Consider the following 12,908-nt stretch of genomic DNA (forward strand, 5'->3'; position numbering starts at 1 on the left):
CGAAGGGGCGGCCTTCGCCTTATATGAGTATGACCCAGCACCAACCCCCTCTTATTTCGACCGCTCAGCCCGAAGACTTCTTCCAGCTGCTGAAGCCGCGCGTGATGTCTCTGGTCGTGTTTACGGCTGTGACGGGCCTGATCGCCGCGCAGGGTAATCTGGCGTTGCTGAACGCTGTGGTTTCGGTGATCTGCATCGCTGTGGGGGCGGGGGCTGCCGGTGCCCTGAATATGGCGCTGGAGGGCGAGACGGACGCCCTGATGCGACGCACCCGTGGGCGCCCCGTCGCCGCTGGCCGCGTGCGCAAGAACGACGCAATAGCCTTTGGCGTCATCCTGTCGGTGTTTTCGGTCATGCTGTTGGGCATGACGACCAACTGGCTGGCCGGTGGCCTTCTGGCCCTGACCATCGTTTATTACGCCGTCTTCTATACGATGATGCTGAAGCGCCGGACGCCGCAGAATATCGTCATCGGTGGCGCGGCAGGGGCCTTCCCGCCGGTGATCGGCTGGGCGGCCGCGACGGGCGCTGCACCGTGGCAGGCCTGGCTGCTGTTCCTGATCATCTTCCTGTGGACCCCGCCGCACTCGTGGGCGCTGGCGCTGTATTCGGCGGGCGACTATGCCAAGGCGGGCATTCCGATGATGCCGGTTGCGCGCGGCGCCAAGTCCACCCGTCTGCAAATCCTGATCTACACCCTGATCTTTGTGCCGGTGGCGATCGCGCCGACCTTTGTGGGTCTGGGCGGCGTCATCTATGGCGTGGTGTCGATTGTGGGCGGCCTGTTCTTCTTTTATCTGGCCTTGCGTCTGTGGCGCTCGCGCGCGGGCGACCAACCGGACAAGGCCGAAGCGGTGGGACGCGAAGCCGCATTGTATGACGTGCGTACAGAGGCCAAGCCTGCCCGTAACCTGTTTGCTTTTTCCATCCTGTATTTGATGGCGCTGTTCTCGGCCCTGCTGGTCGAGCAACTGCCGCTGATCGGAGCCTAAGCGTGACGACCCAGACCCAGAACCAGCCCGAGTTCGTAAAGCTCACCGAAGAGCAGGTTCGCGCCCGCAAGCGCCGCAACATCGCCATCGCCTTCGGCCTGTTGCTGTTTATCGCGACGGTCTATGCGATCACGGTGTCGCGCATGCACGCCAACAACGAGGCCCGCAAGGCCGCTGAGGCCGCCCAGAACGCGGCGGTAGGTGCTGTGCCTTCAGCCGCAGCCGCTGAAGTGACGACCGCGGAGACGCGCTAAGATGTCGGCGGGTGATGCGAACGCCAAAAAGGCGGCACGCAAGAACCTGATCGCCATTGCCTGTGTGTTCGGCGTTATGGCGATGGTCGGGGCGGCCTTTGCCGCGGTGCCGCTTTACCGACTGTTCTGTCAGGTCACCGGTTTCGGCGGCACGGTGAAACAGGCAGAGGCCGCGCCGACCGAGGTGCTGGACCGCACGGTGAAAATCCATTTCGACACCAATGTGCGCAATCTGCCCATGACCTTCGAGGCCGAGCAGACCACCCAGACCTTGCGCATCGGCGAAACGGGCATGGCCTACTTCAAGGTCACCAATACGTCGGACCAGACTATCCACGCTACGGCTGCCTATAACGTCGTGCCGGACAAGGCGGGTCCCTATTTCCAAAAGCTGCAATGCTTCTGTTTCGAAGGGCAGGAAATCGCCCCCGGAGAAGAGGTTGTCTTTCCGGTTCAGTACTTTGTGGCACCCGAGATCGCCACGGACCGTGAGGGCAGGGGGATCAAGGAAATCACCCTCAGCTACACGTTTTACCCAACCAAAGGTTTTGATCCTGCGGTTTAGGCCTCAATTGGCATTGGCAAAGCCCAACCGGCAACGCTATAGCCCTGCATAACTCGACTCTTGCCTTAATTCAGAGACCCTGGAATGGCCCACGCGAAACCACAACACGACTACCACCTGGTTGACCCCAGCCCCTGGCCGCTCGTCACCTCGATGACCGTCGTGGTCATGCTGACCGGCGCCGTCATCTGGATGAAGGGCATGTTCGGCCTGCCGGAAGGCACCAAATTCGTGTTCTTCATCGGTCTGGCCGGTGTTCTGTACTCCATGTTCGGCTGGTGGCGCGATGTCATCAAGGAAGGCCAGCAGGGCGACCACACGCCGGTCGTTCAACTGGGTCTGCGCTATGGCATGATTATGTTCATCGCCTCGGAAGTCATGCTGTTCGCCAGCATCTTCTGGATGTTCTTCGACATGGCGATCTTCAACGAAGCCCGCACCCTGATCCCGGAATACGGCAACTGGACCGACACGGCCGCGGCCTGGTCGACCTGGCCGCCGAAGGGCGTCGAGCTGCTGGATCCGTGGAGCCTGCCGCTGCTCAACACCGTGATCCTGCTGCTGTCGGGCACCACGGTGACCTGGGCGCACCACGCCATCATCAAGGGCGACCGTAACGGTGCGAAACTTGGCCTGTGGCTGACTGTGGCTCTGGGCGTGATCTTCTCGGCCGTTCAGGCCTATGAGTACTATCACATCATCCACAGCCACCTGTTCTTCAACGAAGAGGCCCTGAACTCGAAGCTGTACGGCTCGCTGTTCTTCCTGGCCACCGGCTTCCACGGCTTCCACGTTCTGGTCGGCACCATCTTCCTGGCCGTCTGCCTGCTGCGCCTGTACCTGGGCGATAAGCACCTGACCCCGACCAAGCACTTCGGTTTCGAAGCCGCCGCCTGGTACTGGCACTTCGTGGACGTGGTCTGGCTGTTCCTGTTCGCCTTCCTGTACGTCGTTTACGGCTGATAGGCGGACTTCAAGTCTGATACTGATGACGGCGCGGAGCTTCGGTTCCGCGCCGTTTTCTTATGAAGACCATGACCGAACCAAACAGACTTCAAGGACGGCAGGCCGTGTGGGCCGGTGTGCGGGGGCGTTGCCCGAACTGCGGTGGCGGAGCCCTTTTTGACGGCTGGCTGAAGGTGCAGGCGCGGTGCGATGCCTGCGACTATCCGTTGAAGGATATCGAGACGGGTGACGGTGCCGCGACCTTCATCATGCAGATTACCGGTGCCAGCGTCGGTATGGCGGCTGTTGCGTACAATCTGGCGGTCCGCCCGCCGTTGTGGCTCAATCTGTTGATCTGGCTGCCATTGGTGGTTTTGGTGTCGGGGGGCTTGATGCGTCCCGGAAAGGGGCTGATGACGGCCCTGAACATGTTGCGCACGCGCAAGGATTCCTGATGAACGACCCTACGCCTTTGTCCAGACCCCGCTTTCCCTACGTTCTGACCGGCTTTACGGCGATTTCGCTGGCCGTGCTGATCGGTCTGGGTGTGTGGCAGGTCGAGCGCCTGAAGTGGAAGGAAGGGCTGATTGCTGCCGGAGCCGCAGCTGAAGCCTTGCCCCCCGCGCCTGTGGACGAGGTGCTGAGGGGCGAAAAGCCGGAGTTCCGCAAGGTGCTGATGACCTGTCGCGGACTGAACACGGCCCCCTTTGTCGAGTTGCGGTCGATCGAGGAGGGGCAGCCGGGCTTTCGTCTGATATCGGCCTGCGCGCTGGAGAACGGCCAGTCTGTGCTGGTGGATCGCGGCTTTATCGCACAGGAGATGACGGCCCGTCCGTCTGTACGCAACGATGCAGCCATGCCTGTGACCTTCACCGGCGTGGTGCGTGAGGTGATCAAGCCTTCGGGCATGACGCCCCCGCCCGAAGGCAATGTCTTCTTCGGCCGCGACACGATGGGTATGGCCGCTGTGCTGGGCGTGAAGTCCGAGGTGTCGCCGTGGGCCATCTATGCGGCCACCCCCGTGAACCCCGAGGTGGAGGGCCTGCATCCGTCGGTGCCGCCTGTGGCCTTCAGCAACAATCACGCCGGATATGCGGCGACATGGTTCGGCCTCGCTGTTGTCCTGATCGGTGTCTATATTGGCTTGCTTCGCCGTCGCCTGATGCGAACGGCCGATCTGCAAGGAAATACCCCCTGACTGTCCGCCTGCACACGCTGTCAAACGGCGTAAGACTGATTTGCGACCCCTTGCCGGGACGCCGTACCTTTGCCCTGAATGTTGCCGTGGCGGGCGGGGCGCGGATGGAGAGCGAGGCCCGTTCGGGCTGGTCGCATTTCCTCGAACATCTGGTGTTCAAGGGCGCGGGCGATATGGGCGCGCGCGACATCGTGGAACGGATCGAGGCCACTGGCGGCACCATCAATGCGGCGACCGGCTATGAGCGGACCAGCTTTGATGTGCGCGGCGTGGACGGGGCACTGGACCTGTCGATGCAGGTTCTGTCGGACCTTGTGTTCCGTCCGACGCTGGATCCGGTCGAGATCGAGCGCGAAAAGGATGTGGTGGCACAGGAGATCGCCGAGGCGTTCGACACCCCCGATGACCACGTCTTCGAGATGGCACAGGCCACGGCCTTTTTCGACCAGTCGCTGGGCCGTCCTATCCTGGGCTCGGTCGAAAGCCTGAAGCCTGTCACACGTGACATGATTTCGGCATGGCGCGCCGCCCTGTATTCGCCGGACCGTATGGTGGTGTCGGTGTCGGGCGGCGTGGATGAAGACCATTTCCTGAAGCTGGCCGAGCAGTGGTTCGGTAGCGAGGTCGCCAGCCCGGCACCGGAAATCGCGCCGGCCCGGTTTATCGGCGGCGAGGCCAGAATGGCCCGCAAGATCGAACAGGCCAATCTGGTGTTCCAGATGATAGCGCCTTCGGTGACGTCGGAAGATGTGTCGGTGGCACGTCTGTTTACGGAAATACTGGGGGGTGGAATGGCCTCGCGCCTGTTCCAGTCGGCCCGCGAGGAGCGGGGTCTGGCCTATGCGATCGACGCCTATCTGGAGCCCTATGCCGATATCGGTCTGTTGGGCATCTATGCCGGGGCAGCCGCCGAGCGTTCTGAGGAACTGGCCAAGGTCTGTGCCGAACAGCTTGTTCAGCTGGCGCTGGATGGCCCCACCGAGGCAGAGCTGCAGCGGGCCAAGGCCGTGATGACCGCCGGCCTGTGGATGGCAGACGAGAGTGCCGCCACGCGCTCTGCCCGCCATGCGGTGCAGGCGCTGGCCTATGGATACCTGCTGACATCGGAGCAGATGGACGAATCGCTACAGGCGGTTACCGCGGCGGGTATGCGCGACTTCGGGGCGGGCCTGCTGGCCGACAGCCGTGCCGCAACGGCTGTTTTGGGGCCGAAGGCGGCGATCAAGGCCGGAAAAGCTTTTGCATCCACAATAGATGCTGCAGGGTCGGGGTTTCACTCCTGAGCTTGGGAGGCGTAGAACAGGGCATGGCCTTGTTTGACTGGAGATCGGAAAACGAGGGCCCCGTCCTGTATGGGGCCGGGGTTATGTTGCGCCCTCCGCGCCCCGCCGACTATCCGGCTTGGTCGGAGCTGCGCGAGATCTCGCGCGATTATCTCCAGCCGTTCGAGCCCGCATGGGCCGAGGATGACCTGACCCGCGCCGCTTATAAACGGCGGCTGGCGATCTATGCCCGCGAGATGGAACTGGGCACGGCCTATCCCTTCTTCATCCTGAACCAGCAGACGGGAACATTGCTGGGGGCCATTACCCTGTCCAACATCCGGCGCGGCGTCGCTGAGACGGCGACACTGGGATATTGGGTGGGGCGACCCTATGCCGGAGAAGGTCGGGCGACCTCGGCGGTGGCGGCGATTCTGGAGTTCGCCTTCGGCGGTCTGGCCCTGCATCGGGTCGAAGCCGCCTGTGTGCCGCACAACCATGCATCGCGCCGCGTTCTGGAAAAGTCGGGTTTTCGACATGAGGGAACGGCAAAGGCTTATTTGAAAATTAACGGCGTATGGGCAGATCATCATTTGTTTGGCGTTCTGGAGTCCGACCTTGGGGGACGGAGGCTGTCAGAACGTGAGCTATGAGGCGACATTGACCCAACGCTCCAGAGCGCTTGCATGGGACCCCGCAATGGCTTTGGAAGCCTTGGCGGCGGCCGACTCCGCGCTGTGGGTATGGACGCCCTCGCAGGACAGCATCAGCTTCAGCGGGGCGACCCCTTCGTTGGGGCTCGGGCCGCTGGCACCGGAATGTTCGTCGGCGACCTTTGTGGCTATGGCCATGCCGCAGGACCGTGCACTGGCCGAGCGGCTGCTGAAGCCCCGTCAGGAAGGGGCCGAGGTTTCGGTTCGTCTGCGCATGCGCGGCTCTGAGACCTGTCTGTGGCGCGGCGTGTGGCTGGAGGACGGTCTTCGCGCGGCGGGGATGGTGACGCTGGAACATCGCATGGCCGGTACGGGCCGTTGCAACCTGACGCATCTGCTGGACCGGTGCAGTTTTCTGGGGCGTGTCAGCGAAGGTCTGTTGCAGTCGGGCGAGTTCGAGCTGGTCATTGCCGATCTGGACCGTCTGAAGCGTCTGAACGAGGCCTTGGGGCCGGAGCGGGCCGATCTGGTCCTCTCGACGCTGGGCTCGCGCCTGTCGGCAGCCTTTGCGGATGATGCTGCCCCCGCACGTATCGGCGAAGACGAATTCGCGGTCTTTGTGCCGCGCGACCGCCAGGGCGGACATGCCACAACGGCAGAGCGGATGCGCGAGGCGCTGGAGCTGCCGATGTCGGTGGCGGGCTATGATATCTATCCGCGCGTCTCCATCGGTGCTGCCAGCGCCGAGGGCGGACAGGATGCCCCGGCGGCGGGTGAACTGCTGCGCAGGGCTTCTCTGGCGCTGGAGCGCGCCAAGACGGCTGGACGCGGTGGCGTCGCGGCCTATGGACGGTCGCTGGAAAATGACAGCCTGTCGCGTCTGGCGCTGGAAAGCGAGCTGCGCAACGCCTTTGGCCGCGGCGAGATCGAGCCCTTCTTCCAGCCGATCGTGAACCTTTCGACGGGTGCCGTGGCAGGCTTCGAGGCTCTGGCCCGCTGGCGTCACCCCCAGCGCGGTCTGGTGCCGCCCGATGACTTCCTGTCGCTGACCGAGGAAATGGGCCTTATGCCCGAACTGGGTCTGGTGATGATGCGCCGGTCGGCGCGCCAATTGGCCGAATGGCTGGCGCGGCATCCGACAGCGGGCGATCTGTTCTGCAGCGTGAACCTGTCGGTTGGCGAGATCGAGCGGCCCCATCTGGTCGAGGATGTGGCGGATATCATCAGCACCACGGGCCTGCCCAAGGGGGCGCTGAAGCTGGAAGTCACCGAAAGCGATATCATGCGCGATCCGGCCAAGGCGGCGGAGGTGCTGACGTCGCTGCGCGAGGTCGGCGCGTCGCTGGCACTGGATGATTTCGGCACCGGCTTCTCTTCGCTGTCCTATCTGGCGCGTCTGCCGTTCGATACGCTGAAGATCGACCGCTATTTCGTTCTGACGATGGACAAGGACGAGGGCTCGGCCAAGATTGTCCGTTCGGTTGTGAACCTAGGACGCGACCTGTCGCTGGAGGTTGTGGCCGAGGGCGTGGAGAATGCCAGTCTGGCCTATCTGCTGGTCCAGGACGGCTGTCACTATGGACAGGGCTTTGGCTATGCGCCGCCACTGACGGCGCAGGAAGCCGAGGTCTATCTGAACGAGTCGCTGGCCGACGGTGCGGCACCGATCAAGGCCCGCAGCTGAGGCCTAGGCGTTTCCGCCCTGGGTGGACAGCAGTCCGGCCGTGATCCCCAGCTTGCCCAGGGCACGCTCCCATTTGGTCTCATAGGCGTCGTCGAAGATGAGGGCGGGGTCCGCCTCCATCGTCAGCCAGACGTTCTCGCTCAACTCTTCTTCCAGTTGGCCCTCGTCCCAACCGGCATAGCCCAGCACCAGGGTTGAACGGGCAGGGCCGGTGATCTCGCCCATCGCCGCCAGCGCCTCGCGGGTGCCGGTGACGGCCATGCCGCCGCTGACGCGCAGGCTTGTTTCCTCGCTGAACCAGTCATCGGTGTGCAGCACAAAGCCGCGCTCCTGCTCTACGGGGCCGCCGATCAGTACGGAGCGTCCGGCTGCGCCGTGTGTCGGCGCGTTCAGCTTGTCCAGCACGAAGGCCAGATCGACACCCGGAGCCGGAAGGTCGAGCCGCAGCCCCATAGCGTGATCTTCGTCATGGGTGCAGACCAGAATGACAGCATGTTCAAAACGCTCATCATCTATGCCCGGCATCGCCACGAGGAGGCGACCCGCCATAGATGGCCACTCTTGAACGGGGCGGTCGGACAGGTCGTGGGGGGGAAGGTCTGAACTCATACCGTTATTGTTGGGTTTGCCGGATGGAGACGCAAGGGGCGCGAGGTCGCACAGAGGAAACCGCCCATGCGAAAAAATGATCCCCCGGGGTCAATAAGCTGGCGGGCGGGGGTTGGCGTCGGAGGGGACGCCATTATGTTCAAGCAGAACCGTTTTCCGGATGTGCCGGGTGCGGAGCTCGGAGAAACACCCATGACGATCAAGATCGGCGACCGCCTTCCTGATGTGAAACTGACCCGCATGACCGCAGAGGGTCCGCAGCCTGTCCAGACGGCCGACTTCTTCAAAGGCAAGACCGTGGCCCTGTTTGCTGTGCCGGGTGCCTTTACCCCGACCTGCTCGGCCCGCCATCTGCCGGGCTACAAGGACAATCTCTCGGCTTTTGGCGAGAAGGGCGTCGATGCCGTGGCCTGTGTCTCGGTCAACGACCCGTTCGTGATGGGCGCATGGGCCGAGGCCAATGGCCTGAACGGCAACGATGACATCACCATGCTGGCAGACGGCAATGGCGAGTTCGCAGATGCGATCGGCCTGGCGCTGGACGCCACCGGCTTTGGCATGGGCAAGCGTTCGCAGCGCTATTCCATGCTGGTGAAGGACGGCGTGGTCGAGAAGCTGAATGTTGAACAGGGTGGCGAGTTCAAGGTCTCGTCGGCCGAGCACCTCATCGCCGAGCTGTAAGAACCGGCCGCAAGGCAAAGGTTTCAAAGAGCGCCTCTGTGATCAGGAGGCGCTCTTTTTCTATGTCAGGCGGCGGCGGAACTGGCGGCGCTGGAGGCCGAGGCGGACTGTTCCAGCGTGCTCTGCAAGGTGGCGATCAGAGCCGCCGGTGTCAGCGGCTTGGCCAGATAGGCACTCATACCCGCCGCCGAGCAGGCCATCTGGTCTTCAGGCGCATTGTCGGCGGTAACGGCGATGACGGGCGTCGTGGCATTCAATCCGCCGCCCTGACGCAGACGGCGGGTGGTCTCGCGGCCATCCAGTTCGGGCATGCGAACATCCATAAAGATGACGTCGAACTGGGTGTGGGAGGCCATTTCCAGCGCAGTGCGGCCATCGGCGGCCATGCTGATATCGCAGTCAAAGGGTTGCAGGATCAGCTGGATGGCGCGGCGGTTGATCTCGTGGTCATCCACCACCAGCACCCGCAAGGGCGGTTCGTCGTCCGTAGGGGGGTCGTTGACCGGCTCCGGTGCGGGCGATGCAGGCCCGGAAGGTTCGGGACGGGTGGCGGCGACCCTGTCGGGTTCGGACGTTTCGGGTTTTGGCGGGGTGAAGTCTGCGCTGGCCTCGGCCACATGGAGAGGGATGCTGGACGGAATATAGGGCAGGGGGGCAGCAGAGACCCTGTCGGCGACAGGCACAGTCTCGGCGGGGGGCAGGGTCAGCGCCGCGTTGAAGATTGTGCCGCTGCCCGCCACGCTGCGGGCAGTCAGACGTCCATCCATCAGCCGCATAAGGTCACGGCAGATCGACAGTCCCAGACCCGAGCCGCCATGCCGCGCGGTGATGTCGTTGGACATCTGGTCAAACGGGGTGAACAGACGGGCCAACTGTTCCTCGTCCATGCCGCTGCCGGTGTCTTCGACTTCGATCATCAGGGCATGGTTGCCGGCATCATCGGGCCAGCTGCGGCAACGCAGGGTAATCGTGCCGTGGTCGGTGAACTTCAGGGCATTGGAAATCAGATTGTTCAGAACCTGACGCAGCCGCACCTCGTCGCCCAGAACGGCGCGGGGCAGGTTGCCGCCTGTTTCCAGTCGAAGTCGCAGACCCTTTGCGCGGATGGGCGACTGCCACAACCGGACGGTCTGGGCGATCATGCGGCGCAGATCGAAGGCCTGTTCGTAGATGTTCAGGCGACCGGCATTGATGCGGGCCTGATCCAGCAGATCGTTGAGCAGGGAGTTCATCATCCGGCCTGCGTCGCCGATCATGTCCAGCTGGTGACGGGCATGGCCGGGCGTTTCGCTGCGGAGCGTATCGGCACCCGTCATGATCGCGGTGATCGGGGTGCGCAGATCGTGGGCTATGGTCTGCAGAAAGGCTGTCCGCGCGGCCACGGCCTGTTCGGCCTCGTGGCGTTTGCGGTCTGCCAGTTCAAAGGCGCGTCGCTGGTTGCGGTCTGATTGGTAAAGACGGCGTGCGGCGGAATAGCAAATGCCGAGGAAGACGGCCACGGCGGTCGCGACAGCGACGACGGCGTTGGTGTCCGCTCCCATCTGGCTGAGCAGCCAGGGCGTTCCGACCAGCGCCAGGGCCGTAGGTGTGGTGGTGATGATGGTGATCCGCAGCGATCCTGCGCCATTGATCACCGATTGCAGCATGCCTGCGCCCAGATACAGGGTCGCACACAGGCCGCCATAGAGGCCCGCCACAAACCAAAGCGGCAGGACGATCCATGCGAATGTCATGGCCGAGGTGAACAGGACGGCGTCGCACAGCAGGCCCTTAAGGCCTTTCGGGCCACGACCGTCTGTGTCGAGAGCGGGGCTGACGATCATCCGCTCAAGGCCGATGATGATCATATAGGCGGTCAGCCACCCCAGAATGGTTTTGATGCCGATGATCGGAGCCATGACCACAGCCGCAGCCGCTGCGGCTGCAATGCGGTGCACCATTGTATTCTGGCGGGTGACCATCGACTGTCCCCAGCCTTTGGTCTGCGCTTGCACCACTCCCACAGGTTCGACCATGTCCCCGCCTTTTCCCGTCCGGTCATCGACCCCCGTCGAACACCGGAATAGGTAATCCTACGGCGAGAGGACTAATGGATGGTCAACGTAACGTGGTTACGGCTTCGCTTAGGGAATTAAAACCTTCGGCCTTCAGTCGGGCCAGCAGATCGGCCTTGATGGCACCGACCAGGTCAGGCCCCCTGTAGACAAGGGCGGAATAAAGCTGAACCGCGCTGGCCCCCATGCGGATCCGCTCATAGGCTTCCTCGCCGCTGTCGATGCCGCCGACAGCGATCAGTGGCAGGCGGCCTGCCGAAGCCTCGGCAGCGGCCTGAAGGGCGCGGCGGGCAAAGGGTTTGATCGGCGCGCCGGACAGGCCGCCCGTCTCGCTCTTGAAGGATGATTTCAGGTGGGCAGGGCGTTCCAGCGTGGTGTTGGAGACGATCAGGGCATCGATTTTGTGGGCTAGCGAGGCCTCGACGATCATGCCGATCTCCTCGCCGATCAGGTCGGGCGCGATCTTGAGAAAGACGGGTGCGCCGTCGGTCGGGCGAGCCTCGTTGATGCGGCCCAGCAGATCGTCAAGCGCCTCGCGCCCTTGCAGCGCTCGCAGGCCCGGTGTGTTGGGCGAGGAGATGTTGACGGTGAAATAGTCGGCCAGACCCGCCAGACGTTTCAGGCCTGTGACATAGTCGGCGGCCTTGTCCTCGGTGTCCTTGTTGGCACCGAGGTTGGCACCGATGGGCACGCCGCGTGGACGGTCTTTCAGGCGAGCGGCGAACGGTTCCAGCCCGTCATTGTTGAAGCCCATGCGGTTGATGACGGCCTGATCCTCGACCAGACGGAACAGGCGGGGCTTGGGATTGCCCGGCTGGGCACGGGGCGTGACCGAGCCACATTCCACTGCCCCGAAGCCCATACGGGCCAGGCCGTGCAGGGCCTCCCCGTTCTTGTCGAGGCCCGCGGCCAGACCCACGGGGTTGGGGAAGGTCAGGCCGGCGATGGTGACGGCCAGCGCGGGGTCATCCTTGGGCGCGGCGGGCAGGGGCACCAGACGGGCCGCGTGGATGGCGGCACGGTGGGCCATCTCGGGGTCGAGACGGCGAAGCAGGCGCGTGCCCAGATCGGTCAGGGCCATAGGATCAGCCTTCTTCGGACAGTATCATTTCGCCCGCATCGTTGACCGACAGGGCGCGGGCGTTGGCAGTGGCTGCAACGGTCAGGGGGCCGTAGATGTGGGGGAAAAGGGCACCGCCGCGCGATGGCTCCCACACGACGGTGTCGCCCAGAGCCTCCAGATCGACCTCAACCAGCATCAGATCCGTCTGGCCGGCATAGTATTTGGCTGCGGTGGTTTCCAACTGGTCCAGTGCGGACAGGTGGATATAGCCGTCGGCCCTGTCCACGGCCGAGCCTTCATAAAGGCCCTCGGCAAGGGTCAGCCGCCAATCGGCAGCCGTCATGATTTTATACGCCTTGGTCGGCAGCATGGGGGCGGGCCTTTGTGAAAATCAGACGCTGGCGGGGGTCAGCCAGCCTTCATAGGACGGGCGTCCGGCAGCATCGACGGTGAAGACCGCGCAGCCTGCTGTCGGAAAACCTCCTGCAAAACGGTCAAGCACCGAGGGCGAGGCCGCACTCTCGATCAGATATTCGACCGCCAGTTGGTGGATGCCGGGGTTGTGGGCCAGTACCAGTACGCAACCGGCATTGTCCTCGTTGATCTCGACCTCGTCCCGAAGGGTGCGGGCATCGGCATCATAGAGGTGGTCCAGAACCTGTAATTCCACGTCGCCGATGGCGTCATGGACCTGGGCCCATGTTTCGCGGGTCCGGACAGCCGCGGAAACCAGAGCCAGATCGGGGCGGAAGCCGCGCTCGGCCAGTGCCCTGCCCATGCGGGCGGCATCTTCGCGGCCAGCGGGCGACAGGGGGCGGTCGATATCGCCACCACCTTGCGGGGCGCGGGCGTCAGCCTCGGCATGGCGCATGAGGATCAGTCGGTGCATGGATCGCCCCCATAGGGGAGTTTGCGGCTTTGGACCAGATCGGATGTGGTCGCAGCCGC

The 12,908-nt window shown here is 63.6% G+C and carries 15 protein-coding genes; 10 read left to right on the forward strand and 5 right to left on the reverse strand.

Going from position 1 to position 12,908, the window contains the following annotated elements; all coding sequences use genetic code 11:
- The first annotated feature begins 23 nt into the window (after positions 1-23).
- The 9 genes from B3H86_RS05905 to B3H86_RS05945 all read left to right on the forward strand — a co-directional run bounded on the left by B3H86_RS05905 (position 24) and on the right by B3H86_RS05945 (position 7,553).
- Positions 24-992 carry a heme o synthase gene (locus B3H86_RS05905; RefSeq protein ID WP_292051932.1) on the forward strand — a complete coding sequence of 323 codons (969 nt, stop codon included), beginning with the start codon at positions 24-26 and terminating at the stop codon, positions 990-992.
- 2 nt (positions 993-994) lie between these two features.
- On the forward strand, positions 995-1,246 hold the full coding sequence (locus tag B3H86_RS05910) for a hypothetical protein (protein WP_292051933.1): 252 nt from the start codon (positions 995-997) through the stop codon (positions 1,244-1,246).
- A gap of 1 nt (position 1,247) precedes the next feature.
- On the forward strand, positions 1,248-1,811 hold the full coding sequence (locus tag B3H86_RS05915; RefSeq protein ID WP_292051935.1) for a cytochrome c oxidase assembly protein: 564 nt from the start codon (positions 1,248-1,250) through the stop codon (positions 1,809-1,811).
- 84 nt (positions 1,812-1,895) lie between these two features.
- A complete protein-coding gene (locus B3H86_RS05920) occupies positions 1,896-2,774 on the forward strand; it encodes a cytochrome c oxidase subunit 3 (protein WP_292051937.1) in 879 nt (292 codons plus the stop codon).
- A gap of 71 nt (positions 2,775-2,845) precedes the next feature.
- Positions 2,846-3,211, forward strand: a complete 366-nt coding sequence (locus B3H86_RS05925; RefSeq protein ID WP_292051940.1) for a DUF983 domain-containing protein — start codon at positions 2,846-2,848, stop codon at positions 3,209-3,211.
- A complete protein-coding gene (locus tag B3H86_RS05930; RefSeq protein WP_292051945.1) occupies positions 3,211-3,954 on the forward strand; it encodes an SURF1 family protein in 744 nt (247 codons plus the stop codon). The genes B3H86_RS05925 and B3H86_RS05930 overlap by 1 nt, the downstream gene beginning before the upstream one ends.
- A gap of 50 nt (positions 3,955-4,004) precedes the next feature.
- Complete coding sequence (locus tag B3H86_RS05935; protein ID WP_292051950.1) at positions 4,005-5,237, forward strand: M16 family metallopeptidase; 1,233 nt, start codon at positions 4,005-4,007, stop codon at positions 5,235-5,237.
- Between the two features lie 23 nt (positions 5,238-5,260).
- Positions 5,261-5,869 (forward strand): GNAT family N-acetyltransferase, encoded by a 609-nt coding sequence (locus tag B3H86_RS05940; RefSeq protein WP_292051952.1) that lies wholly within the window; start codon positions 5,261-5,263, stop codon positions 5,867-5,869.
- Between the two features lie 46 nt (positions 5,870-5,915).
- The gene (locus tag B3H86_RS05945) at positions 5,916-7,553 is read left to right on the forward strand and encodes a putative bifunctional diguanylate cyclase/phosphodiesterase (RefSeq protein ID WP_292051957.1); all 1,638 of its coding nucleotides are present in this window, start codon (positions 5,916-5,918) and stop codon (positions 7,551-7,553) included.
- A 3-nt stretch (positions 7,554-7,556) separates the two neighbouring features.
- On the opposite strand, the gene B3H86_RS05950 is transcribed toward B3H86_RS05945, so the two are convergent.
- On the reverse strand, positions 7,557-8,162 hold the full coding sequence (locus B3H86_RS05950) for a YqgE/AlgH family protein (RefSeq protein WP_292051958.1): 606 nt from the start codon (positions 8,160-8,162) through the stop codon (positions 7,557-7,559).
- 192 nt (positions 8,163-8,354) lie between these two features.
- Between B3H86_RS05950 and B3H86_RS05955 the strand changes: the two genes are divergently transcribed.
- Complete coding sequence (locus B3H86_RS05955) at positions 8,355-8,843, forward strand: peroxiredoxin (RefSeq protein ID WP_292051970.1); 489 nt, start codon at positions 8,355-8,357, stop codon at positions 8,841-8,843.
- A 65-nt stretch (positions 8,844-8,908) separates the two neighbouring features.
- On the opposite strand, the gene B3H86_RS05960 is transcribed toward B3H86_RS05955, so the two are convergent.
- The 4 genes from B3H86_RS05960 to B3H86_RS05975 form a co-directional block, all read right to left on the reverse strand.
- Positions 8,909-10,858, reverse strand: coding sequence for an ATP-binding protein (locus tag B3H86_RS05960; RefSeq protein ID WP_292051961.1), 1,950 nt, complete (start codon positions 10,856-10,858; stop codon positions 8,909-8,911).
- Positions 10,859-10,940: 82 nt separating this feature from the next.
- Positions 10,941-11,978 (reverse strand): quinone-dependent dihydroorotate dehydrogenase, encoded by a 1,038-nt coding sequence (locus tag B3H86_RS05965; RefSeq protein ID WP_292051963.1) that lies wholly within the window; start codon positions 11,976-11,978, stop codon positions 10,941-10,943.
- Positions 11,979-11,982: 4 nt separating this feature from the next.
- Positions 11,983-12,303 carry a DUF952 domain-containing protein gene (locus B3H86_RS05970; RefSeq protein ID WP_292051966.1) on the reverse strand — a complete coding sequence of 107 codons (321 nt, stop codon included), beginning with the start codon at positions 12,301-12,303 and terminating at the stop codon, positions 11,983-11,985.
- Between the two features lie 48 nt (positions 12,304-12,351).
- Complete coding sequence (locus tag B3H86_RS05975; RefSeq protein WP_292051968.1) at positions 12,352-12,849, reverse strand: SixA phosphatase family protein; 498 nt, start codon at positions 12,847-12,849, stop codon at positions 12,352-12,354.
- Positions 12,850-12,908 lie beyond the last annotated feature (59 nt).

The organism is Brevundimonas sp. UBA5866 (assembly GCF_002432125.1).
Lineage (GTDB): Bacteria > Pseudomonadota > Alphaproteobacteria > Caulobacterales > Caulobacteraceae > Brevundimonas.